Below are 22,963 nucleotides of genomic sequence, written 5' to 3'. Positions count from 1 at the left end.
CGTTCAGGCTGCCGCGTGGGGTGCGGGGTGAGCGGTCATATAACGTTCCATGTCAGGGCAAAAAGGGTTTGGCCGGGCAGGGTGAAGCGCACCACCCCATCCTGGCAGTCGAAGGGCGCCTTGCGGCTGACGCTGTCGTCGCCCATGTACAGCAGTTGGCTGTCGGCGGGCGGGCACTGAACCTGGGAACCTTGCAGGCTGATGTGCTGCTGGCGGTTGGCTTTGTTCACCCCCAGGAGGCTGCGCTGCTGGGCGCTGGCCATGGCCAGCACATCGACTTCAAAGGCGTCGTTGTCCAGGCGCAGTACCTGCCCCAGCCAGTGCTGGCTGATGAATTGCTGGGCCAGGCCCACCGGTTTGAGCTCGAAGCTGCCGTCGGCGCGCGGGCGCAGCAAACCCTTGAGGTGGTCGTCTTCATCGGCCAGCAAAAACCAGTTGAGCATGTCCAGCAAGCCGTCCTGGCTGGCGTTGATGACCACCGAGGCCCACCACAGTGAGGCGAAGTGGGTGTCTTGTTCATAGGGGCTGACCGAGCCGCCGCTGGAGATGTTGGTCTGGTCCAGCAGCAGCGCCTTGCGCGGGCGGCCATCGCTGTCCAGGCCCACCAGTTGGGCGGCCTGGCGGACCGCGTCGCGGTAGGTGCGGGTGGCCAACAGGTCGCGCACCATCCATTCGTGCCAAGCCAGGGCGTCGACGTTTTCCCCCGAGTTCTGCAACAGGCGCCGGGCCCAGTCGATGCCCCGGTAGTCACGGGCGTTTGGCAAGAACGGGCCGTTGACGAAGCGCGAGCTGGCGGGCATGGCGATGCGCACGCCGGCTTCGTGGGCGCCGGGGTAGCGGCGCACCTGCCAGGCCAGGCTGTCGAACAGCTGTTGAAAGGAACTGTAGTTGCGGTAACTGGCATTGGGTTCGTCGGCAAAGCTGATGTAGTGCAGCCCAGGCTTCGCCATGGCCACGGTGCTCGCCAGCCAGGCCTGGAGCGCAGCCTGGGTAGTGTCGTCGGCCACCAGGTCGGATTTGCGCCCGGTGGCGGCCATCAGGGTGAGGTCGTGGTCGATGGCAAACCGTTCGCGGTAGAGCTGGCGGAATTTATCTTCGAACTGCGGCCGGTTGCCTACCACATCGACAAAGCTGTAATAGCCGGCGGTGCGCAGGCCCAGGGCCTGGACCGCTTCATGGGTGGCGGGCGGCAGGCGTTCATAGGGCAACCCGCTGCCCAGGCGCGGCGTGCTGCCCAGCACGTCGGCGTACAGCGTGAGGCGCACTTGGCCGTCGTCCTCGCGCAGCGGTTGCAGGTGTTCGGGGCGCTGGTCGAACAGGTTGGCCGTGCCATCGAGCCAGAACGCCGCCTTGCCGCTGCCCAGCAGGCGCAGGCGCCAGACCTGCTCGGTGGTGGCCACGGGCAGGGCCACTTGGTCGAAATGCCAGTGCTGCGGGTAGGGTTTGAGTGCCAGGGCCAGGCGCTGGCCATCGGCGAGGCGTTCGGCTTGCAGGGCGCGCACCCCGCCATGGAACTTGCCCGCGAGAAAGGCCCGCTCGCCGGCGCCCACCTTGAAGTACAGCTCGGTGTCGGCGGGCAGTTCGGCGTTGAAGTGAACCTTGACCGGTGCGTACAGGGCTGCGGTTCGTTCATCGTGCTCTACCCGGTAGCGGCGGAAGCTGTAGCCGGGGATCTCCAGGCGATAGCGGCCGGCGGCCAGGGGCCAGCGCTGGCGGCCGCAGGTTTCGTCGGCGTCGATCACGCGCTCGGCGTGCAGGCGGCCCTGGCCGTCCAGCAGGTACAGGTGCTCCTGGTTGGCATCGGCTTGCCAGGCTGGGGTCCAACTGACGGCCAGGGTGTCGCCTTGCCCGGTTTGCAGATACAGGCTGCCATCGCGGATCGCCGCCCAGCTCAGGGCCTGCGCCGCCGCACCCTGGCACAGCAGCAGGCCGAGCAGCAGGGCCATGGCTTTCATGCCGGGCTCCGGGTCAGCAGGTTGCGCACCGACACCAAATCGCCGGGCAGGATGAACAACGTCTGCCACACCGGCACCCGGTTGAGCCGGCAGTACAGCGCCAGCAGGCAGGCGGCCACCGCCAAGTAGGTGGCGGACGAAGCTATGGCGGCGCCAACGATGCCGTACCGGGGGATCAGAACCAGGTTGAGCACCAGGTTGAGCAGGGCCCCCAGGCCGGTGGCCAGGGAGATGCTGCCGGGGCGGTTCTTGCCCAACAGGTCCAGGCGCAGGGTGCTGACGAAACACAGCCCCAGGCTGCCCGGCAGCAGGGCCAACAGCGCCGGGTAGGCGGGGCGGTATTCGGCGCCGAACAAGGTGACGATCAGCCATTCGCCCAGCAGCGCCATGCCGGCACAGGCGCAGATCATCACGGTGCTGGTTAGGCGCAGGGCCATGGCGGTCAGGCTCTCGATGCCTTCGCCCTGTTGCAACAGGCGTTTCATCAGCGGCGTGGTGACGGCCTCGGTGACGATGGTCAGCAGGTCGGCGGCAGCGCTGGCCATGGCATAGAAACCCAGGGCGGTGCTGCCCAACAGGGTGCTGATGAACAGGTAATCGGCCCGCGAGATGACCTGCCTGAACAGGGTTTCGGGGTGGCTCTTGGCGCTGTAGTGCAGCAGTTCGTTTTGCCCCTGGCGGTCCCACCTCAGGGCCAGTTCGTGGTTGTGCGAAAGCCACCAGCAGCCCACCGCTACCACCAGCCCCAGCCCCGCCAGCCAGGTTATCAGCGCCGCTTCCAGGGCTGCGGTTTGCCACATCCAGAACAACGCCAGGAACAGCAGCAGCGGCGCGGCGGACTCGATCAGGCGCAAGCCGTTGTAGCCTTCCACCCCGCCGGAGGCATTGTGCAGGTTGAGCAGGCCGTTCTTGAGCACCGCCAACGGCACCGCCAGCAGCAGCAACCAGGCCAGCAGGCCCAGTTGCCGGGTGATCTCAAGGCTGGCGCCGAACTCGCGCAGCAGCCACACCCCCAGCCAGGTCGCCAGCCCACCGAGCAGGCAGCCGAACACCAATACCTGGCTGAGCAGCAAACCCATGGCCCGTTGCTGGGCGGCCTGGTAGGCGATGGCCGAGTTGAGCCCGCCGCTGGTGACCGCGCTGATAAGTTCGGGCAGGGCACTGAGCAGGGCGAACAGGCCCCGCTCACTGGGGCCCAGGATGCGCGCCAGGAGCACGTTACGCAGCAAGCGCAGGACGATCATCGCCACGCGGGTGCCCATGCTCATGGCCAGGTGCCGCAGGTAGGGGCTGCGGGTCATGGTCGGGCCCCTTGATACATGCGCCAGGCCAGCAGCGACGGGTGGTGGGCGGTGTGCTGGCTGACGCCGATGCGCGGCAGTGCCAGTGGGTCGTGGGCGCCGCGCCAGACGCCTGGGCGGGTGCCCAGGGCATAGGGGTAACGGTGTGCGGCCACGCGTTCGCGTACCCGTGTGTCGTGGTTGCCATTGGGGTAGCAATACACCGGCAGCGGCTGGCGGCAGCCGCGCAGCAGGGCTTCGTGGCTGCGGCGCAACTCATGCTCCAATTGCTCATCGTCCAGACCGGTGAGGATGGCGTGGCTGGCGCCATGGGGGCCGAAACGCACCAGCCCGGAATCTTCCAGCTGGCGCACCTGTTGCCAGTCCAGTGCCTGGGGCGTGCCCTGGGCGGGGCAGGCCTCGGCCAATTGGCTCAAGCCTTGCGCGGACATGGCCTTGAGGCTTTGCAGGTACTGGGCCAGGGCCTGGCTGCGTTGTGGCTCGGTGGCGCTGTCGAGCAGGGCGGCGGGCACCGGGCGGCCGATGCCGTAGAGGTGCTCGATCAGGTTCTGCCGGGCCTGGGCGCCGAAGCTGCCCCACAGGGTTTCGCCGACGCTTTCCCACCAGAAGCACTGGCGGCTGCCGATGAAGTCGGTGGAGAGGAAAATGCTTGCCGGTACCTGATGGTGTTGCAGCAAGGGGAAGGCGTTGACGGCGTTGTCGCGCCAGCCATCGTCGAAGGTCAAGGCCACCCGTGGCCGCGCGGCGCGCACGGGGGCGGTGAGTAAGTCCATCAGCGGTACACAGTCGAAATGGCGCTTGAGCCAACGCAACAAATGCTCGAACGCCTGAGGGCCGATGCACAGCTCAGTGCGATGGGCGAGCCGGGCACTGGTGTCGTCGGCCAGCACCCGGTGCAGCATCAGGATCACCCCGGCGCCGCGCAAGGGCGCCGCTGGCCGGGGCGTGTTGAGGTAGAGCCAGCCGGCGCTGCGCTTGACGAGTTGTTTGATAGCCATGGGCGCCGTCCTCAGCGGTTTTCGTCGGGGGTCCACTGGGGGTAACGATGGCCCCGCAGGAACTGCCACAGGCCCGCGCTCATCCCGGCCAGGGTCACCACCACGAAGGCAGCGAGGCGAAACGGCTTGGGCAGGCGATGGCGCACGTCCAGCAACCCGGCGATGGCCACGCCATAGCCGAGCACCTGGGCGATCAAGGCCAGGTTGTAGAAGCCATGCTCGCCCCACAGCCACAGGTTGCTCAGCAGCAGCGGCACCAGCAGCACCGGGGCCAGGCGGCGCAGCAGTTTGTGGCTAATCAGGGCCACGGCGTAGAGGCCGTGGCGCAGCGGGTTGAGCAGTTCGCTGCGCTGGGCCAGGCTTTGCAGGCCGCCTACGGTCACCCGTTGGCGGCGGCGAAACTGTCTGTTGGCTTGATCCACGCCCTGGTCGGTGACCCGCGCCGATTCGACGTAGACGATGGTTTTGCCGCCCACGGCCGCGCAGGTACTGAGAAAGAAGTCATCGTTGACTTCGGCGGGGATCCATTGCAGCAACTCGCGCCGCAGGGCCAGCAGCGCGCCGTCGGCAGACACCATGCACCCGGTACGGTTTTCCATGCGCCGCAGCCAGCCCTCGTAATGACGGTAGAGGCTGTCGCCCAGGCTAAGGCCGTTGCCCGGCACCGGAATACTCATGTGCCCGGCGCACGCCCCAACCTGGGGATCGTTGAGCGGTGCGAGCAAGTGGCCCAGGGTGTCGCTGGCCCACTGATTGTCCGCGTCGGTGAATACCAGTATCTCTCCCGTGGCGTGACCCACGGCGGTATTGAGGGTGGCGGTCTTGCCCCGGCGTGGCAGGTCGAGCACTTCAATGCGTGGGTCGACCACGGCTTGGGCACGGGCCACGGTGTCATCGCTGGAGCCGTCGCTGGCCAGGATGATTTGCAGACCCAGGGGGGTGTAATCCTGCACCAGCAGCATGCGCAGCTTGTCTTCGATATGCCGCGCCTCGTTGTGGGCGGCAATGATGACGCTCACCGTCATCGGCCGGGCGGCCTCGACCCGGCGTGCTTTGAACAGCGGCGCCAACAAGGTCAGCAGCAGCGGGTAGCCGACGTAGGCATAGAACGGCAACAGCAGGCACAACCAGAAAATCACTTCAGCCACGGGCAGGTCTCCTTGCTTTCCAATGACACAGGCTGAGCACGAACGCGGCGCCCGCCAAGTGCAGGCGTACCCAGTGCAGGCCCCACAGTTGCAGGCTCAGCCAGGGGTCGCGGTGACTGAGGCTTTGGCGCAGGCTCAGGGCCAGCGCCGGCAGGCTGGTCAGCAGCAAAAGGAACAAGGCCTGGCGCGTCTGGCCGGCGAACAGCGCCGCCAGGGCCAGGGCATCGAGGGCCCACACACCCAGCGAGAGCAGGGGCAAGCGCAGCAGGCGCCAGTTGAAACGGCTGCGCAGCAGTTGCACATGGCTGCCCTGGCGCCACAGCTCCTTGCCCATCCATTCGCGCCAATTGACTTCATAGCCCCAGTGCAGCGCCAGGCTGTCGTTGACTGCCAGCAGGCGTGCGCCGGCGCGGCTGAGGCGCTGGGTCAGGTCCTTGTCTTCGCCGGTGCGCAGGTGTTCGTCGAAGCCGCCGACCTGCTCGAACCAGTGGCGGCGCATCAGCAGGTTGGCGCTGGGCAGCCACGGCGCCGGTGGCCGCGGGCGATGGGCCGGGCGCAGGGTACGCCGCTGCCAGGCACAGGCGAACCACGGCGCCTGGGCCGGGGTGTCGCAATCAAGCGCCAGCACATCGGCCTGGCCACTGGCCTCAAGGCCGGTGAGCAGTGCCAAGCTGTCGGGGGGCATTTCGATATCAGCGTCGATAAACGCCAGCCATTGCCCCTGCGCCTGGGCCGCGCCGGCATTGCGCAGGGCGCCGATGGCCAGGCCCGGCAGCGACCACACGCGGGCACCGCAGTCGCGGGCGATCTGCGGGCCCTGGTCCTGGGAGCCGTTATCCATCACCAGTAGCTCGCACTCAAGGCCAGCCGCCCGTGCCGCCAGGCGTGCGGCCTGCAAGGTGCGGCCAATGTGCCGCGCTTCGTTGTACATGGGTATGACGATGCTGATCCCGGTCATGGCCGCGCCTCCTGGCGTGTGGCCTGTTCCACCTGTTGGCGCAGCACGGCGGACAGCGCCAGCATGATCCACAGGTACTTGAGGTTGGGCACGCTGAGGAACAACAAAAACAGGGCCAGCACCAACAGGCTGATGCCCAGGTGAGTGAGCAGGTCGGCCTGCTCGTGGGCGCCCCGGCGCAGGCACAGGGCGCGCGCGCGCAGGAAATTCCATAGGCCCAGGGCAATCATGGCGATAAACAGCAGCGCCGCCGGGATGCCGGTTTCGGCCAGCAGCCCCAGGTAGGTGTTATGGGCTTCGCGCAGCAGGTCGCCGGGTTTGCGGTGCGAGGCAATGAACAGCTTGGCGTAACCGCTGTTGGCGTAATGCTGGGGGAAGGTGCCGGGGCCGGCGCCGAGCAACGGGTGCTCCAGGATCAATTGCCCCCCCACCAACACGTATGAGGCGCGCCGGCCCAGGGATTCGTCGGCCTGGGTGCTGACGTTGCCCCCCAGCGCAGCCAACGACTGCATACGGGCAAAGTAGGACGCCGGCACGGTGTAGGCCGCCAGGGGCACGGCAATGGCCAGGGCCAGCATGGCGAACCCCAAGTGCCGTGGGCGAATGCCGGGCAGGTGCGAGCGGTAATGCCACACCCCAAGGCCCAGGCTGAGCAGCAGCACCAGCAGCCCCGAGCGCGATTGCGTGGCGGTCATGCCCGCCAGCAACAGCCCGGTGCAGCCCAGCCAGAGCAGCCGTTGCCCGGCACTGGGGCTGTGAATCGCCAGCAACAGGGCCAGGGGCACGGCAAAGGCGACAATCATCGCCATCAGGTTGGGGTCGTCGAGCAGGCCGGCGGCGCGGCCCTCGTCTTGAAAGTGGCTGGAGAGCAGGGCCATGGCGCAGGTCAGGGCGATGCCCAGTACCGTCAAGCGGCAGAACAGCCCCAGGTTCAGCCCGCGGCCCAGCACCAGGGTGATGACGAACACCACCGGGCCCACCAGCAGGTTGCGCAGGTCGGCCAGGGATGCCTGGCGGTCATCGGAGGCCCACAGGCTCAGCAGGTACAGGGCGCTGAAGCCCAGCAGCAGCGGCCACAGGTTGCTGCGCAAGTGGCTGGCGGGGATTTGCCGCAGGGCCAGTTGCAGCGCCAGCACCAGCATCAGCGACAGCCCGAGGAACTTGGCCGCGGAAAAACTGCTGTCGCGGAACAACCCCTCGAACGGCAGCACCGCCACCAACGCCAGCAAGCCCCAGGCCGGGCGCCGATACAGCAGCACCACGCCCAGCAACCCCAGCACGGCGCCGGGTGCCAGGTACGGAAAAGGGCTGGCCAATAAGGCCAGGGCCAACAGCGCCACCAGGGCGACCAGCGACAGTGGCACGATCATGGCCGTGCGCCCCTTGCGGTGTTCAGGTACAACTGCCCCCAACGCCCGGCCAGTGCGGCCAGGTCGTAGCGCTCGCGCTGGGTGTGGCGGGCGTTGTCGCGTAATTGCCCGGCGCGTTGCGGCTGCTCCAGCAGGCAGGTGAGCTGGCGTGCCAGCGCGGGGCTGTCCAGGGCCGGGGCGAGCAAGCCGTTGTGGCCATCGACGATCACGTCGCCAATCCCGCCCACGGCGAAGGCCACCACCGGCACGCCGGCCTGCATGGCTTCGAGCAGGATCATCGGCGTGCCTTCGGTGCGCGAACTGATGACCAGCGCATTGAGTTTCGCCCACCAGGGCTGCATGTCGTGTTGGTAACCGGGCAGGTGGATGCGCCCCGCCAACCCGGCAGCGTCGATACGCGCCTGCAAGGCCTCGCGTTCGGGGCCGTCACCGAGCATCACCGCATTCAGCGTGGGGTGTTGCCGGCACAGCGGGATCAAGGCATCGAGGAACAGGTCGGGGCCTTTTTCCTGGCTCAGGCGCCCGACAAAACCAGCCAGCCAGGGGTGCTCGCCCGGGCTGCTGGGCAGCGCGGCCAGCGCGGCCGGCAAGCCGTTGGGGATGACGTGCAGTTTGTCCGCGCGTACCTGCGCCTGGCGGTGCAGCACGGCGATGCTCTCGGCCACGCACACCACCCGGTCCACCACACGGGTGCGGCACAGTTGCAGGCTCAGCCAGGTGTACAGGCGCTGCTTGCGGCTGCGCGGGGTAAAGCCGTGTTGGGTGATGACCAACGGCAGGCGCCACAGCAAGGCCGCCAGCCAGCCGAACACCAGGCCCTTGAAATTGTGAGCATTGAGCAACGGCCGCTGGGCCCTTTGCCGATGCAGGCTGCGCAGCAGCGTGCTCAGGTCGGGGCAGTCATGGCACTGCACCCCGGCGGCGCGAAAACGCGCTACCAGCGGCGCCGGCGCGCCGAGGAACAGCACCTGATGCCGGCCCGCCGTCGCCAGGCAGTGGTCCAGCAGCATCCGCTCGGCGCCGTAGAAACCACCGCTGCCCAGCAGGTGGATGATCGGCAGTGCAGCCTCGACGGCGCTGTTCAATTGCGCACCCAGTGCATCAGGCGCGGCATCGACCAGTTGGGGTGCGGGTTGGGTTGCTCGTGCTGCTGGTCGTTGATGACCAGCAGCACCGGCAGGTCCAGTTGCCGGGTGATCTGCGCCGGGTGTTTGAAGCGGTGGTCGAAGAACTCACGCAGGTACACCAGGGTGATCGCCAGCAGCAGGCCGGTGAGCAGGCCGAACGGAATAATCAGCATGGGCTTGGGGAACGCCGCTTCGGTGGGCTCGTAGGGCGGGCTCAGTACACGGGCGTTGGACAGGCCGTTGTCCTGGGGCCGTTGGGTGCTTTCCTCATAGCGCTGGGTATAGGTGAAGAACGCCGCGTGCAAGGCGTCGATCTCGGTGTCCATCTGGCGCAGCTTGCTCAGGGTTTCTTGCAGTTGGTGGATGCGCGCCTTGAAGTCGGCGATGCGCTGGGTTTTCTGCGCCACCACCGAGCGGACGATGTCCAGGTCGCTGCTGCGTTCCTGGATGCGGTTGTTGACCACTTTGAGGAACTGCTGGCGCGCGCGGCTGATCTGCTCGCGGATCAACAGCATCGGCTCGCTGCCGGGCTGGAAGATCGCCAGGTCACTGTTGTAGCGCGCCACCAGGGTGGTCAGTTGCTCGACCATCTGGCCGATTTCGCGGTCCTGATAGGTGAGGTTGTCCACGGTGGTGGTGAAGGTGTAGGGGAAGGTGAAGTCGCGGCTGCTGGCCGCCGCCAGGCTGGCCTTGAGGTAATCGAGCCACTGCTGGCCTTGCAGCAAACGGTCGCGGGCCTGGTTCAGGGCCTGTTCCTCGACGTTGATGGCGTTGAGGCGAAAGGTGATTTCCTCCTTGGGGTCGGAGGCGCCGATGCCTTCGAGCAGGCCCAGGCGATTGCCTTCCAGGCCATCGAGGCGCGCGCGGTATTGGCTTTTCTTCTGCTCGTAAAAGGTCTGCGGCAGGTCATTGGATTGCAGGTCCTGGCGGTTTTGCAGGTAGTTATCCAGCAATTGGGCGACGAACAGGGTGCCCTGGGTCGGGTCGGCAAAGCGGTAGGTGATGGAGATCACGTTGGAGCCGGGCAGGGTTTCCACCTTGAGGTTATGCAGGGCGTTCTCCACCAGTATGTCCAGGGTGTTATCGCGCGGCGGGTCCACCTCCATGCCCAAGGCCTGGCGCGCTGGGTTGACCAGGTGCTCGCGCAAGGGTGTGAGCACCTGTTCGCGTAGCGGGCGCATCACCCAGCGGCTGAGCAGGCCCTTGGGCGGCGTGTATTCGCCGCGTTCGCGCAACTGGCTGATGGTCTGGCGGATCAGGGTGGGCGAACGCAGGATGTTGCTCTCGGTCTCCATGTCCGACAGCGACGGTTGCACGAACTTGTCGGTGTCCTGGGCCAGCAGGGTCGCGGTGTCGCTTTGCGAGAGTTTTTTCGACTGCACGATGACTTGGGCGGTGATGTCGAAGCTCTGCTTGAGCAACAGCGGCAGCAGCAGGGCGATCACGGCGAACAGCAGGAACACCCGTTTGACCAGTTGCCGGTTGGCGAACAGGATCCTGAAGAACTCGTGCAGGTAGTTTTCCTGGGGATTCATGGCGGGCACCTGCGTTTTAGTTGTCATTGCTGTTGTCGTTCAGGTCATAGCCGACGCTGAACCCGATGCCCTGGAACAGCACCACGTCGGCCAGTTGCCGGGCGATTTCGCCGGCGCTGGCCAACCCGGTCTTGGGCACGAACAGCATGTCGTCCGGTTGCAGGTAGGCCATTTGCGTGGCATCGCCTTCCAGGGCCTTGGCCACGTCGTAGTGGTAGGCCTCGACCTGGTTGCCCTTGCGCCGCATCACCACCACCGAGCCCAGTTGCGCCTTGATGCTGGGGCCGCGGGCCAGGGACAGGGCTTCGAGGATCGACACCGGCCGGCGGATCGGGTACGCCCCGGGCATGCCCACTTCACCCAGCACATACACCTCGTTGCCCGCCGTGGACTTGAGCAGCACATCCACCGTCATGCGCCCCGGCAACTGGGCGTAGCGCTGGTTGAGCACATCGCGCAATTGGTTGAGGGTCATGCCTTGCAGGGGCAGGGCACCGATCTCGGGGAAACTGGCGTAGCCGTCGGTGCCCACGGTGATGTCGCGGCTCATGCCGGTGGCCGGGTGGTTAAGGGTGTTCTTGAGGTTCTGTTCGTTGGTCATCGGGCTGGTGACCTGCACCGACAACTGGTTGCGGTTGGGCTTGAACAGGCTCTTTTGTGTGTAGATGCGCTGGATCTCCTCGCGCGCCTGCTCGCTGGTCAGCCCAGCGATTTTCGCCGAGGCATTGGCGCCGGGCAGGTCGATGGTGCCGTCGGGCAGTACCAGGCGATTGCCGTTGAGCTGGCTGGCGGCGTTGAAGGTCAGCGCCACTTGGTCGCCGGCCTGCACTTGGTAGGCGTTGGAGCCGCTGGTGCCGATATGGAAGATCACTTCCAGCACGTCCTGCGGGCGCAGGGTTTGTTCCACTTGCCCGATATCGGTGGCCTGGGCGTTGGCGGGCGCAGCGGTGAGGATCTGCACCGGGGTGCTGCGGGTTTCGGTATGGCTGGTGCAACCGGCCAGCGGCAGCAACAGCAGGACAAGCAGTCGGGTGTTCATGGCGTCATCCTTCGTGGCGGCTCAGAGGTTGTCGTACAGCCACTTGGGCATGTAGTACTTGCGGCCATTGAAAATGCTGCCGATCAGCTTGGCCCCGGCCTGGGCCAGGCGCTGGGTGGCGGCCTGGGCCACTTCGCTGCGGGTGTCTTCGGCGCGCACCACGAGAATCACGCCGTCCACCAGGGGGCTGATGACCAGGGCGTCGGCCGCCGAGTACACCGCGCCGCCGTCGATCACCACAAAGCGGTACTTGCCGCCCAACTGCTTGAGCAACGGGCGCAGGTGCTCGCTGTGCAAGTGGCTGGCGTCGCGCGGCGAGCGGCCATTGGGCATCACGTCGAAGGGCAGGTTAGGCACTTGGACAATGCAGTCCTGCACCAGGGGCGGTGGTTGGGAATCGAACAGCAAGTCGCGAAAACCGCGCTCGCGGCCCAGGCCCAGTTGCTGGCTGAGGTTGTGGCTATCCTGGCAGGCGTCCAGCAGCAGTACGCGGCCACAGCTCATCTGTGCCAGTTGGCCGGCCAGGGCCAGGGCGCTGGTGCTGGTGCCATCGCCGGTGTTGGCGGCGGTGATGAGCAACAGGCGCAGGTCCGGGTCGAGCAGGGCCGAGGTCAGGTTGGTTTCGCTGGGTTGAGCGAAGGTGGGGCTTTTGCTGGTTGAACCGTCCATCTCAACTTGCTCCTTGGCCGCTGAACACTTTGAAAGGGGTTTTCAACAGGATCTTCATGTCCAGCATCAGGCTCTGTTGGCTGATGTAGCTCAGGTCCAGTTCTACCCGTTGGTCGAAATCAATGTTGCTGCGCCCGCTGATCTGCCATAGGCCAGTGATGCCGGGATAAATACTCAGGCGTACCAAGTGGTTGTCCTGGTAGCGGTAGGCATTGAAGGAGGTGGGGCGCGGGCCCACCAGGCGCATGTCGCCGATGACCACATTGAACAGGTTGGGCAGTTCATCGAGGCTGCTGCGCCGCAGCCAGCGCCCGATCGGGGTCACGCGCGGGTCGCGGTCGATCTTGAAGTCGATGGCCTCGCTGCCGTGCTTGTTCAGGTAGCGCAGCGATTCCTTGAGCTCTTCGGCGTTGGCGACCATGGTGCGCAACTTGTACATGCCGAACATCCGCCCGCGATAACCGGTGCGCTGTTGCACGAAAAACACCGGCCCCGGGCTGCTCCATTTGACCAGGGCGGCCAGGGCCAGGAGCAGGGGCGAGAGCAGCACCAGCAAGGCCACGGCACCGAGGCAGGCGAGCACGCGGTTGGTGCGCGACAGGCTCCAGGGCCGCCCGCCCTCGCGGCCGGTGAGCCAGCCGCGGCCCTGGCGGTGGATGGCGGCGTCCAGGCGCATGCGGTGGGTGGCGTCCAGGCGCTTGTCGCGGCGCAGTTGGGTGGTGGCATGGGATTGTTGGCCTGTCATGGGGTTCTCCACGGCTTATGGGTCGCTGCCGCTGACGAAGCTCCACGGTTTTGTGGTGTCTCAACATCGGGCAAGGGGTAGTAGTCACGAAACCAGGCCACGAAGCGCCCAAGGCCTTCGTCCAGCGCGATCCGTGGGCGAAAACCGCTGGCGCGCTCTAGCGGCGCGGCATCGGCGCAAGTGTCGAGCACATCCCCCGGTTGCAGGGGCAGTAACTCGACGCGGGCTTGGCGGCCCAGGTGTTTTTCCAGCAGTGCCACGTAAGCCTTGAGCGCCACCGGGCGTTGCCCGCCGATGTTGTACAGGCACCAGGGTGCCAGGCTGGTGGCCGGGTCCGGGGCGTCGCCGGCCCATTGCGGGTTGCCCTGGGGCGGCCGATCAAGCAGGCGTACCAGGCTTTCGATGATGTCGTCGATGTAGGTGAAGTCGCGCAGGTGCAGGCCGTGGTTGAACAGTTGCAGCGGGCGGCCCTCGCTGATGGCCCGGGCGAACTGGATCGGCGACATGTCCGGCCGGCCCCAGGGGCCGTACACGGTAAAAAAGCGCAGGCCGGTGCAAGGGATCGCAAACAGGTGGCTGTAGCTGTGGGCCATCAACTCATTGGCTTTTTTGCTGGCGGCGTACATCGACAGTGGGTGGTCGGCGCCCTCGTGCACCGAATAGGGCGTGCGCGTGTTGGCGCCGTACACCGAACTGGACGAGGCGTAGATCAGGTGCCGCACCGGGTACTGGCGGCAGCCTTCGAGGATGTTGAGGAACCCGGTGAGGTTGCTGTCCACATAGGCCCGCGGGTTCTCCAGGGAGTAGCGCACCCCGGCCTGGGCGGCGAGGTGGATGACCGCCTCGGGTTGCTCGCGGGCGAACCACTGGTCGATAGCCACGCCATCGGCCAGATCCAGGCGTTCGAGGGCAAAGTCCCCGGCCTGCTCGCGCACCCAGCGCACCCGCGCTTCCTTGAGCGCCGGGTCGTAGTAGCCGTTGAAGTTGTCCAGGCCCAGCACCTGATGGCCGTCGCGCAACAGGCGCAACACGCAATGGGCGCCGATAAACCCGGCGGCGCCGGTGACCAGGACCTTCACTTCGCGGCCTCTTGCGGGGCCACGTGGCGTAGGCCGATGCCGCGATAGTGCAGCCCGGCGGCCGCGATGTGCTCGGGGTTGTAAAGGTTGCGCCCGTCGATCACCACCCGCGCGCGCAACTTGCTGGCCAACCAGGGGAAGTCCACCACACGAAAGTTCTTCCATTCCGTGCAGATCACCAGGGCGTCGGCGTCTTCCAGGGTGTCGTCGCGGGTGGCGCACAGTTGCAGGTCATCGCGATAGCCGTACAGGCGCCGGCATTCGGCCATGGCCTCGGGGTCAAAGGCACGCACTGTGGCACCCTCGTGCCACAGGGCTTCCATCAAGTAGCGGCTGGGGGCTTCGCGCATGTCGTCGGTGTTGGGCTTGAAGGCCAGGCCCCAGAGCGCGATCGATTTACCGCCCAGGCCTTCGGGAAAGTAGGCGCGCAACTTGCCCAAGAGGATGTTGCGCTGGCTGTCGTTGACGTCGCACACGCTTTGCAGCAGGCGCAGCGGCATGCCGTTGTGGTCGGCGGTGTGCAGCAGGGCACGCAGGTCCTTGGGAAAGCACGAGCCGCCAAAGCCGCAGCCGGGGTAGATGAAGTGGTAACCAATGCGTGGGTCCGAGCCGATGCCTTTGCGCACCGCCTCGATATCTGCCCCCAAGTGTTCGGACAGGTTGGCCAACTCGTTCATGAAACTGATACGGGTGGCCAGCATGGCGTTGGCGGCGTACTTGGTCAGTTCGGCGCTGCGGTTGTCCATCACCATCAGTTTTTCGTGGTTGCGGCACAGCGGTGCGTACAGGTCGGCCAGTTGCGCCTGGGCGATGGGGTCGCTGGTGCCGATGATGATCCGGTCGGGGCGCATGCAGTCGAGCAGGGCGCTGCCTTCCTTGAGGAACTCGGGGTTGGACACCACCCGCACGCACAGCTCTGGCTTGCCTTGGCGTTGCAGTTCGGCGCGGGCGCAGGCCAGTACCTGGTCGGCGGTGCCCACCGGCACGGTGGATTTGATGATGAGGGTACGGTCGGCAGCCATGTGCTGGGCGATTTGACGGGTGACCTCCAGCACATGCCTCAGGTCAGCGGAACCGTCTTCGTCGGGCGGGGTGCCCACCGCGATAAACACCAGGGTGGCATGGGCCACTGCGTCGCTGGCCTGGGTGCTGAACAGCAGGCGGCCGTGCTTGATGTTGTCTTCGAGCATCAGCGACAGGCCGGGTTCGCTGATGGGGGGCACGGCTTGCTGGAGCTGGCGAATCTTCTGGGCGTCGGTGTCCACGCAGAGCACGCGATGGCCGATATCAGCCAAAGCGGCTGCTTGAATCAGGCCCACGTAGCCCGTGCCGAATACGCTGACGTCCATATTCACGCCTCTTAAATAATCAATTTATCTAAATAGAATTAATACCTTGGAGTTGGTATAGATCAGCCTGGAAAAATCGTGTCAATGAAATGACATGTTTTTTATCGGACGATCTTTTTCCCACGCTCTGCCAATGACCATGAATTGCTTTGCGGTCGGGGATTTAGCCCGTTTTTCTGTGAAAGCCTCTCGCCAGATTTACACGACGAACGGCTGTAGGCCTTGATTTGGAAGGGCTGCGCAGCCGTCTGCGTCAGAAATGAGACGGTTCGTTTTTTGACGCTTGTAAAAATGAAACATGAACTTGCTCTTTGCCCAGGTGCTGCTAGTTTTCGAGTCGATTCATCAGAAAAACGGCACGCGAATTGCTATCGCCAAATTATTGACTCTTCGCCCTGCGGTTTTTTGATAAAGGCTATCGAGCCTTCTTTCCGGGGACGCCATGCGCCACAGCCTCAAACCCATCTTGCTTGGCCTGTACCTGCTCACGGGCCTGGGCCAGTACCAGGAACGCCTCGCCGCCCTAGGCTGGGGCTGGCCGCTGCTGGCCTATGGCGTGTTGTTCGCAGCGCTGGTGCTGGCACTGTGGCTCACTGCTGCCATCCCCCCACCTGTGCTGCGCTGGGGCCTGGCCGTGGTGTTGGCGGGGGCGGCGGTATTTTTCGAGGGCTACGCGAGGGTGACAGCCAGTTACCTGACCTACAGCCAGTTTGTCTCGCTGGTGTACTCGGCCGGGTTTATCGGGGAGGCGTTGCAGCAATACGGCGCGGCGCTCATCTGGCCCCTGGGCTCGGGGTTGTTGCTGTTGCTGGGGATTGGTGTGGCGCCGCGCCAGCCTTCGCGGGTGCCCCAGGTGCTGGCGGTGGCGGCGCCCTTCGTGGCCGTGCTGGCGCTGTCGGTGTTGTTGTTCGCCCGGGCGGGGGCTGGGGCCATGGGCCTGCCGGGGTTGTTCACGCCCCTGGTGTACCTGAACCTGCTGGCCTATGAGAGCGCCCAGGCCTCCGTGGGCCCGCGCCAACCGGTGACCCTGGCGCGCCAGGGTGGGGCGGTGGGGCACGATATCGTATTGGTGATCGACGAAAGCGTGTCGGGCAACTACCTGGACATCAACACCCCCGGCGGTGTGCCCAGCCACCTGGGGCAAGCGCCCGCCGGGGTGGCTATCTTCAACTTCGGCTATGGCGCCGCGATTGCCAATTGCAGTGCCGATACCAATGTCACCCTGCGTTTTGGCGGCACCCGCGAGGACTACCTGCGGATCAACGCCACCCAACCGTCGATCTGGCAGTACGCCCGCCAGGCCGGGCTGGCCACGGTGTACATCGACGCCCAGCGCACCGGCGGGCATTTGCAGAACCTGATGACACGCCTGGAGCGTCAGGACATCCAGCGCTTTATCCAGTTCGATGACGTCCCCGTGCGTGACCGCGACATGGCCGTGGCCCGGCAATTGATCGATTTGCTCAACGACGGCCAACCGCAGTTGGTGGTCATCAACAAGGTGGGCGCGCACTTTCCGGTGCACGACAAATACCCCGACGCCTTCATGCGCTACCGGCCGGCGCTGCCGCGCGGGGGCTATGCCGATATCTCCGACACCGGCGCGCGCGACGGCTTCGACGGCCGGCCGGACGACTGGCAGCGCTACCGCAACGCCTACCAGAACACCTTGCTGTGGAACGTCGGCGAGTTCTTTGCCCGAGTATTTGCCCAGGCCGACCTCAGCCGCGCGGTGCTGATCTACACCTCCGACCACGGCCAGGACCTGCACGAACGCGGCAACCCGGGGCTGGACACCCATTGCGGCAGCGACCCGATGCCAGAAGAAGGGCTGGTGCCGCTGGTGGTGATCCAGGGCCGCCAGTTGCAGACCCTCGACTGGCAAGCCGCACTGCCCGGCAACAAGGACCGTTCCAGCCACTACAATATTTTTCCTACGTTGCTGGCGCTAATGGGCTACAACCTGGCGGCCATCCGCCCGCTCTACGGCAAGCCCTTGAGCGAACCCACCGAGGATGCGTTCAGTTTCAATTACCGCTTCAACGCACGCCTGGGCGCTAAACCACTGTTCAAACACATTGATCTGGGCCAGGTCGTCACGCCCCCCGGCCCCGTTGATTTCACACTAAGGCCAAGCGCTTTTGGTGATTAGACAGATTAATGGCCTACTGCTAGCGTTGTCGGAAAGTCCCCACGGGTCATCAACTTAAAAAACAATGCAGGGATGCAGTCAGTTCCTTGCCAAGGTCATAAAGGGAAGGAAATCATGCGCCTTGTCAGTCTGTGTTTGGCAACTTCGTTAGTTGCCGGTTGTGCGTCTGCGCCTGCCAGTAAAGCGCCTTCTTCGTTGATTGAAACGCGAGTGGGGTGGCGGACTCAGTGTGGTGTGAAAACCATTACCAACAACACGGCCTACCAGTCAGTGGTGGGGGCTGCTGTGGTTGCCATTGTGGTGCCGAAGTTGATCTCGGGGGCCATTGATGCCGGGGCCGATTACTTGAAAGCGGCAGGGCAGAGCAAGGCGGTGAGTAGCCAGGCGCGGGTCGACGGCAAGTTTTATGACGTCACCGAAGAGGGGGATTTAAAAAAGAGTGATGGCAGCCGTTGCCTGGAAATTGTCCGCGCCAACTTCGGTGACCCTACCAAAGATACGGTTGCCGAGCATCCATGGGCTGACGGAATCACTAACTTCGCAGGGATAAATAATGTCCAGTTCAGGCTGTCAGCGATTGCGGTGGTAGTGGAAAAACAATACTTAAAGTTGATTCCTACCTACTTCAAAGTTGAGAAATTTCAGGAAAGCTCCTGGTTTAAGAAAACTCGGGATTATTCAATCGCGGTTACCTTTGCCACGCCGGGCAGTGCTGCGCCCTTCAGCGCCTTCGAGTTCAAGTTCGCCGGCGTCAGGGCCGGGGACGAGAAGCAGATCGGCGATATGGTCGGCATGGAGAGCTTGCCCGTCCCCTTGCCCGCGGACATGGCTGACGCGAAGGTCGCCCAAACCCGCCAAGAAGCCCAGGCGGCGCCCTATGTGCTGGCCTACGACATCATCAATAGCCGCTACCGGCACGACCATCCCAAGACGCCCGCGCTGCCGACTCGGCCCCCGATTTACGACACCTCGGTGCAAGCGGCGGCGCAGGCCTATTGCCACCAGTTGCAGCAACACAATCGCAGTGTGCCGCGCAACTTCGCGTTGAACGACGAGCGTTGTACCTATGGCAATGAACCTTCGCGCTTGGCGTTGGAGAAGGGCCTCAAGGACGCCTATATCAGCGATGCGCAAGTGAGTTGGGCCCATTCGGTCTGCCAAATACCGCCCACCCGCAATGCAGAGGGAGAGCTTGAGGCCCAAAAGTGCTCGACACTGCCAACGGTCACTGGCACCACCGGCTACTTCATCACCACCGCCACCCTGGTGGAAACCCGCGAAGGCAGCAAGTTCGCCGCTTACCTGGGCAATGCGCTGGCTGCCTCCAAGGACGAACTCTCGACGCTGGTGCAATCGAAAGTGATCCCCGCGCAGCGGGAAGCGGCCCGGGATGCGGCGGACAAGGCCAAGCGCGAAGGCTATGAGGGCATGCTGCAAGCCGACTACGCCGTGGAGTACGCCCAGGCTGTGCTGATTGAAACCAGTGCCGTACCCGACATTCCAGCTTCGCAGCTGAGCGCGGCCAAGGCCAAGCTGCTGGACAGCAAGATCAAAGCCAACAAGGCCTACCGCGATGCCGGGCGGGCCGCCCCTTACCCGCACCTGGACTGATGCCATGGGCTTTAAAAGAATGAGCGCCCGTTGGGCGCACGCGGGGCTGCTGGCACTCGCGGTGGCGAGCCTGGCCGTGGCGGACACGGCAACCATACAAACGGCCTATGACTTGTTGACCAGGGGCGGCACGCGGGTAGCGCAGGGCAGTAACACCTGGCAGGTGGCGATGCTGCGCAAGGACCAGCCCCGGGCGGCGGGAGCCTTTTGCAGCGCCACCTTGATAAACGACCAATGGGCTCTGACCGCCGCCCATTGCTTTCACAATGGCGAGGGCGACTGTAAACAGAACCTGACTAGGAACGGGTTTTACTTGTTGCTCGGCTCGGTCACCCTCAACGAGCAAACCCCGGCCTATCAGGTTGAAGAGGTGGTGATTCGCCCCGGCTATGACTGCAAGGCCAAGTACTACGACATCGCCCTGGTGAAATTGGCCAAGCCGGTGCCCGGCCTGCATGCCATTGAGCTGCCGGATGCGGCGCAGGAAAAGAGTGTGGTGGCGGCCAAGCCGCAGTTCCACGTGGCCGGCTGGGGGGCCCGCAGTGACTTGGGGCTGGGCTCGCGGGATTTGATCCAAGCCTCGGTGCCTGTGATGGAACACGCCGCCTGCAAGCACTTACGCCCGAATCTGCCGGGTGGGACCTTGTGTGCTGGCGACCAGGGCGGCGGCGACGCCAAGCGCGCCTGTCGCGGTGACAGCGGCGGCCCGTTGTACGTGCTGGGCAAGGACAAGCAGGCGATGCAACTGGGCATCGTCAGTTTTGGCGAGGGCTGCGAGGACACGCCGCTGCCGGGCGTGTACACCCAGGTGTCCGTGCACAAAACGTGGATTCAAGACACGGCCAAACTCGATTGCAGGGTGCTCGATAGCCGTGGCTACGCGCGCTGCTGAGCAGGCTTGTAAATGGTCGGACTGGTGAGTTCAAGAAGGCTCTAGGCCGGGGGTTTCAGCGGGTTCTGCGCTGCCCGGAAAAAACCTTGAAATGAGCGCCCACAGCGCGCTTTTCCTGGATTAGAATCCACCCCGTTCGCCCAGTGTCACGGCTCTTTACCGGTGCATGGATTGCCGAGGCCACTGCACTGGGCGAACTCCCTTCTTATTCCTTCCCGCGTTTCATTCCCGTTCCTGTTACCCCAGCCCCAGCACCTTGAAGCACTGCTCCAGGGAGCGTTGTTGTGTCTGGGCGTAAAGTGCCAATTCGTCGATGGTCGGGCGGCCCAAGGCTTGCTCGAAGGCCTGGCGGTTGGACGCCGAATCGTAGTGCCCCTGGCCGTTGTCCCCTAGGTTGGACTGGAAGATCCCCGCCGCGCTGACCGGCAGGAAATCCTCGTACACCACTGGCTCGAAACCGAGATGGCCGGCGGCGACCAGCGCCTCCAGGCCCGCGTTGGCAGGCAGTTGGCCAGCGGCTTCCTGGCCCTTGGCCGTGACGAAATAGCGGAAATAAGCCAGGCCCTGGTCCCGCAGGCTGGGGTAGTCGTCGGGGAAGTCGGCAAAGTGCTGGGCCAGTAATTGCTCGTAGCGCAGGGCGTTGCTTTCGTTGGGGAACGCTTGCAGGGCGTCGCGGGCGCTATCGAGCAAGCGGTCGTAGAGGGCGCGGCCAGCCGGGGTCAGGGCCGCGCCGCGTTGTTCGATCTCGCCGAAACGGGCGCCGTGGCTGCCCTGGCTGGCGTCTTGGCCGGCAAAAGCGATGGCTTCGTCCAGGGCCTTGAAACTGGTTTGGCGCAACAGGATCGGGCAGTGGCGGCGCGGTGGGCCTTCGATCACGGCTTTGGGGGTGATGCCGTGGGCGGGCATCTGCGCCTGCACGGCGTCGATGTCCAGGGTGCGCGGGGTCAGGTGGTTGATGTGGGGGCCGGGGAAGGCCACCACGTCGGCCACCAGGCGATGTTGCTGGCTCAGTTGCTGGTACTGCGCGGCGCTGACCGTGGCGCGCGAATGCCAGCGGAAGGTTTCCAGGGCCTGGGCGACGAATGCATTGGCGTCGCGCTCGTCGAGGCCGCCCTCGGTGTGGGCCTTGTCGATCAGGGCCAGGGCGGCGGGGGTGAAGATCTCGCGTCGGGCCAGGGTGGCGCGGGCGAATTCGCGCAGCGGCGGGTTGTCGATCAACTCCAGGCGCAGCAGCGAGGTGAACACCCGGAACGGGCTGACCTGCAACGCCGCCTCGTGCACGGCGCGGAACGCGGTGGAATGCACCGGCACCCCGGCAGGCGTGAGGTCGTAGTAGCCCACCGGCTCCATGCCCATTACCGCAAAGAGGCGGGCGAGGGTGGCCAGTTCCGCCTCGGTGCCGACGCGGATGGCGCCGTGGCGTTCCAGGTCCAGGCGTTCGATTTCGCCGGTCATGCGCAGTTGCTCGGCCACCTGGCGGTCGTTGGCCAGCATCCGGGCGTTGGTCTGCGCGACCAGTTCCATCAGCACGCCGTACAGTGGCACTTCGTGGCGGTACATGTCGGACATGGCCCGGGAAAAACGCTGGCGGATCAGGTCGGGGCTGACAAAACGCGGGTGGCTCATGGCGGTAGGTTCCAGGCAACAGGGCGATGGCGCGATTCTGTTGGGCAAGCGGGGGGCTGGCAAACGAAGTTTCTTCCCGACTTCATTCTTTGCCGGACTGCTGTAGGTGCCTGGATCGCGGTCTGCCGGTCGGTGATAGCTATTTGACGTTGCCCTGATAGACTCCCCTCACGCTGTTTACCTGTCACAGGAGTTTGGCCCCCGATGCCTCACACCGGCGACAAGGGACGTTCACTGGCAAGGAGGCTTTACAGCTCACGTACCCTGGGCCTGGCCCTGGGGTTTATTTGCGTGGGCGCGGCGATGTATCCGCTGCACCCGCCGGCCTGGGTCTGGGCCTTGATGCTGTTCAACGGCTTTGCCTGGGCGCCGTTGGCGTACCTGTGCTCGCGCCTGGCCAAGGCGCCCTACGACAGCGAGCGGCGTAACCTGCTGATCGACTCCTACATGGCCGGGTTCTGGGTCGGCGCCATGCATTTCAATCCGCTGCCCAGTGTCACCTCGCTGTCGATGATGGCGATGAACAACGTCGCCATCGGCGGGGTTCGCTTTCTGCTGGCCGGGTTCATGGCCCAGGGCCTTGGCGTGGCGACTTCCCTGATGATTTTCGCCCCGTTGTTCATCCCCCATACCACGCCTGTGCAGTTGTATGCCAGCCTGCCGTTGTTGAGCCTTTACCCGCTGGCGCTGGGCTGGATCTGCTATCGCCAGGCCGCCACCCTGGGCCGGCACAAACGCGAGCTGCTGGCCCTGAGCCGCACCGACAGCCTTACCGGCCTGCTCAACCACGGGGCGTGGAAGGATCAACTGGACCTGGAGTTCCAACGCTGCCGCCAGCAATCACGCAGCGGGGCAATTGCCTTGATCGATATCGACCACTTCAAGACCATCAACGACACCTATGGCCATGTCGCCGGCGACATCGTGCTGCGCCAGTTGAGCCGCATCCTCACGCAGAACCTGCGCGCCAGCGACATGGCCGGGCGCTATGGCGGTGACGAGTTTTGCGTGATCTTGCCGGATGTGCCCCTGCACAGCGCCGCCCAGGTGATGGAGGCCCTGCGCGAGCGCTTTGCCTGCCTGGGCTATGCCCAGAGCCCGAGCCTGAAAGTCAGCCTGAGCATCGGCCTGGCCGCCTACGACCCGGCCCACAGCGACGCCACCCTGTGGCTCAGCCACGCCGACCAGGCCTTGTATGCCGCCAAGACCACGGGGCGTAATCGGGTGATTTGTGGAGTAGCGGCGTCGGTGGGCTGAAGCACCTTGTGGGAGCAACTGTCTTACCCTTACCCCTGGTCACCGCCACTGCGTGCCACCCTCGCGAGCAGGCTCGCTCATACAGAGGAAAATCACAGTTCAACTGTGGGAGCGGGCCCGCCCGCGATGAGGTCGGTACAGCCGATGCCCCT

The 22,963-nt window shown here is 65.0% G+C and carries 18 protein-coding genes; 4 read left to right on the top strand and 14 right to left on the bottom strand.

Annotated elements, in window-relative coordinates:
* Positions 1–35: 35 nt before the first annotated feature.
* Genes AC19YT_RS05245 through AC19YT_RS05185 form a run of 13 tightly spaced genes read right to left on the bottom strand, consistent with a single transcriptional unit; the run spans position 36 to position 15,273 of the window.
* Complete coding sequence (locus AC19YT_RS05245; protein WP_500609886.1) at positions 36–1,955, bottom strand: hypothetical protein; 1,920 nt, start codon at positions 1,953–1,955, stop codon at positions 36–38.
* Complete coding sequence (locus tag AC19YT_RS05240) at positions 1,952–3,256, bottom strand: lipopolysaccharide biosynthesis protein (RefSeq protein WP_095110749.1); 1,305 nt, start codon at positions 3,254–3,256, stop codon at positions 1,952–1,954. Before AC19YT_RS05240 ends, AC19YT_RS05245 begins: the two co-directional genes overlap by 4 nt.
* Positions 3,253–4,254: a polysaccharide deacetylase family protein gene (locus AC19YT_RS05235; protein WP_500609885.1), complete on the bottom strand. Its 1,002-nt coding sequence runs from the start codon at positions 4,252–4,254 to the stop codon at positions 3,253–3,255. The genes AC19YT_RS05240 and AC19YT_RS05235 overlap by 4 nt, the downstream gene beginning before the upstream one ends.
* Before the next feature lie 11 nt (positions 4,255–4,265).
* Positions 4,266–5,402 carry a glycosyltransferase gene (locus AC19YT_RS05230; protein WP_500597954.1) on the bottom strand — a complete coding sequence of 379 codons (1,137 nt, stop codon included), beginning with the start codon at positions 5,400–5,402 and terminating at the stop codon, positions 4,266–4,268.
* On the bottom strand, positions 5,395–6,360 hold the full coding sequence (locus AC19YT_RS05225) for a glycosyltransferase family 2 protein (protein WP_095110746.1): 966 nt from the start codon (positions 6,358–6,360) through the stop codon (positions 5,395–5,397). Before AC19YT_RS05225 ends, AC19YT_RS05230 begins: the two co-directional genes overlap by 8 nt.
* A complete protein-coding gene (locus tag AC19YT_RS05220) occupies positions 6,357–7,730 on the bottom strand; it encodes an O-antigen ligase family protein (protein WP_500609884.1) in 1,374 nt (457 codons plus the stop codon). The genes AC19YT_RS05225 and AC19YT_RS05220 overlap by 4 nt, the downstream gene beginning before the upstream one ends.
* A complete protein-coding gene (locus AC19YT_RS05215; protein WP_500609883.1) occupies positions 7,727–8,815 on the bottom strand; it encodes a glycosyltransferase family 4 protein in 1,089 nt (362 codons plus the stop codon). Before AC19YT_RS05215 ends, AC19YT_RS05220 begins: the two co-directional genes overlap by 4 nt.
* Positions 8,812–10,392 (bottom strand): GumC family protein, encoded by a 1,581-nt coding sequence (locus tag AC19YT_RS05210; protein WP_500609882.1) that lies wholly within the window; start codon positions 10,390–10,392, stop codon positions 8,812–8,814. Before AC19YT_RS05210 ends, AC19YT_RS05215 begins: the two co-directional genes overlap by 4 nt.
* 16 nt (positions 10,393–10,408) lie before the next feature.
* Entirely contained in the window at positions 10,409–11,431 is a 1,023-nt protein-coding gene (locus AC19YT_RS05205; RefSeq protein WP_500609881.1) for a polysaccharide biosynthesis/export family protein, read from the bottom strand.
* A gap of 21 nt (positions 11,432–11,452) precedes the next feature.
* Positions 11,453–12,100: a CpsD/CapB family tyrosine-protein kinase gene (locus AC19YT_RS05200; protein ID WP_500597961.1), complete on the bottom strand. Its 648-nt coding sequence runs from the start codon at positions 12,098–12,100 to the stop codon at positions 11,453–11,455.
* Between the two features lies 1 nt (position 12,101).
* Complete coding sequence (locus AC19YT_RS05195; protein WP_500597962.1) at positions 12,102–12,845, bottom strand: sugar transferase; 744 nt, start codon at positions 12,843–12,845, stop codon at positions 12,102–12,104.
* A complete protein-coding gene (locus AC19YT_RS05190) occupies positions 12,842–13,924 on the bottom strand; it encodes an NAD-dependent epimerase (protein WP_095110740.1) in 1,083 nt (360 codons plus the stop codon). Before AC19YT_RS05190 ends, AC19YT_RS05195 begins: the two co-directional genes overlap by 4 nt.
* A complete protein-coding gene (locus tag AC19YT_RS05185) occupies positions 13,921–15,273 on the bottom strand; it encodes a UDP-glucose dehydrogenase family protein (protein WP_095110739.1) in 1,353 nt (450 codons plus the stop codon). Before AC19YT_RS05185 ends, AC19YT_RS05190 begins: the two co-directional genes overlap by 4 nt.
* A 442-nt stretch (positions 15,274–15,715) precedes the next feature.
* Between AC19YT_RS05185 and AC19YT_RS05180 the strand changes: the two genes are divergently transcribed.
* From AC19YT_RS05180 to AC19YT_RS05170, 3 genes are all read left to right on the top strand, one after another.
* Positions 15,716–17,425 carry a sulfatase-like hydrolase/transferase gene (locus tag AC19YT_RS05180; RefSeq protein WP_500609880.1) on the top strand — a complete coding sequence of 570 codons (1,710 nt, stop codon included), beginning with the start codon at positions 15,716–15,718 and terminating at the stop codon, positions 17,423–17,425.
* A gap of 114 nt (positions 17,426–17,539) precedes the next feature.
* Positions 17,540–19,036 carry a hypothetical protein gene (locus tag AC19YT_RS05175; RefSeq protein WP_500609879.1) on the top strand — a complete coding sequence of 499 codons (1,497 nt, stop codon included), beginning with the start codon at positions 17,540–17,542 and terminating at the stop codon, positions 19,034–19,036.
* A 4-nt stretch (positions 19,037–19,040) separates the two neighbouring features.
* Entirely contained in the window at positions 19,041–19,928 is an 888-nt protein-coding gene (locus tag AC19YT_RS05170) for a serine protease (RefSeq protein ID WP_500609878.1), read from the top strand.
* Between the two features lie 237 nt (positions 19,929–20,165).
* On the opposite strand, the gene hglS is transcribed toward AC19YT_RS05170, so the two are convergent.
* Positions 20,166–21,554: a 2-oxoadipate dioxygenase/decarboxylase HglS gene (gene hglS / locus AC19YT_RS05165; protein ID WP_500609877.1), complete on the bottom strand. Its 1,389-nt coding sequence runs from the start codon at positions 21,552–21,554 to the stop codon at positions 20,166–20,168.
* Positions 21,555–21,758: 204 nt separating this feature from the next.
* On the opposite strand from hglS, the gene AC19YT_RS05160 reads away from it, so the two are divergent.
* On the top strand, positions 21,759–22,811 hold the full coding sequence (locus AC19YT_RS05160; protein WP_500609876.1) for a diguanylate cyclase: 1,053 nt from the start codon (positions 21,759–21,761) through the stop codon (positions 22,809–22,811).
* The last annotated feature ends 152 nt before the right edge of the window (positions 22,812–22,963 follow it).

Source organism: Pseudomonas sp. MF08875 (assembly GCF_059862525.1).
This window is presented reverse-complemented; position numbering and strand designations above follow the sequence as displayed.

Bases quoted from the DNA above. Each gene is read 5' to 3' on its own strand.
- hglS (WP_500609877.1), bottom strand. From the start codon at position 21,554: ATGAGCCACCCGCGTTTTGTCAGCCCCGACCTGATCCGCCAGCGTTTT.
- AC19YT_RS05175 (WP_500609879.1), top strand. From the start codon at position 17,540: ATGCGCCTTGTCAGTCTGTGTTTGGCAACTTCGTTAGTTGCCGGTTGT.
- AC19YT_RS05170 (WP_500609878.1), top strand. From the start codon at position 19,041: ATGGGCTTTAAAAGAATGAGCGCCCGTTGGGCGCACGCGGGGCTGCTG.
- AC19YT_RS05210 (WP_500609882.1), bottom strand. From the start codon at position 10,392: ATGAATCCCCAGGAAAACTACCTGCACGAGTTCTTCAGGATCCTGTTC.
- AC19YT_RS05200 (WP_500597961.1), bottom strand. From the start codon at position 12,100: ATGGACGGTTCAACCAGCAAAAGCCCCACCTTCGCTCAACCCAGCGAA.
- AC19YT_RS05235 (WP_500609885.1), bottom strand. From the start codon at position 4,254: ATGGCTATCAAACAACTCGTCAAGCGCAGCGCCGGCTGGCTCTACCTC.
- AC19YT_RS05220 (WP_500609884.1), bottom strand. From the start codon at position 7,730: ATGATCGTGCCACTGTCGCTGGTCGCCCTGGTGGCGCTGTTGGCCCTG.
- AC19YT_RS05205 (WP_500609881.1), bottom strand. From the start codon at position 11,431: ATGAACACCCGACTGCTTGTCCTGCTGTTGCTGCCGCTGGCCGGTTGC.
- AC19YT_RS05185 (WP_095110739.1), bottom strand. From the start codon at position 15,273: ATGGACGTCAGCGTATTCGGCACGGGCTACGTGGGCCTGATTCAAGCA.
- AC19YT_RS05225 (WP_095110746.1), bottom strand. From the start codon at position 6,360: ATGACCGGGATCAGCATCGTCATACCCATGTACAACGAAGCGCGGCAC.
- AC19YT_RS05195 (WP_500597962.1), bottom strand. From the start codon at position 12,845: ATGACAGGCCAACAATCCCATGCCACCACCCAACTGCGCCGCGACAAG.
- AC19YT_RS05180 (WP_500609880.1), top strand. From the start codon at position 15,716: ATGCGCCACAGCCTCAAACCCATCTTGCTTGGCCTGTACCTGCTCACG.
- AC19YT_RS05245 (WP_500609886.1), bottom strand. From the start codon at position 1,955: ATGAAAGCCATGGCCCTGCTGCTCGGCCTGCTGCTGTGCCAGGGTGCG.
- AC19YT_RS05160 (WP_500609876.1), top strand. From the start codon at position 21,759: ATGCCTCACACCGGCGACAAGGGACGTTCACTGGCAAGGAGGCTTTAC.
- AC19YT_RS05240 (WP_095110749.1), bottom strand. From the start codon at position 3,256: ATGACCCGCAGCCCCTACCTGCGGCACCTGGCCATGAGCATGGGCACC.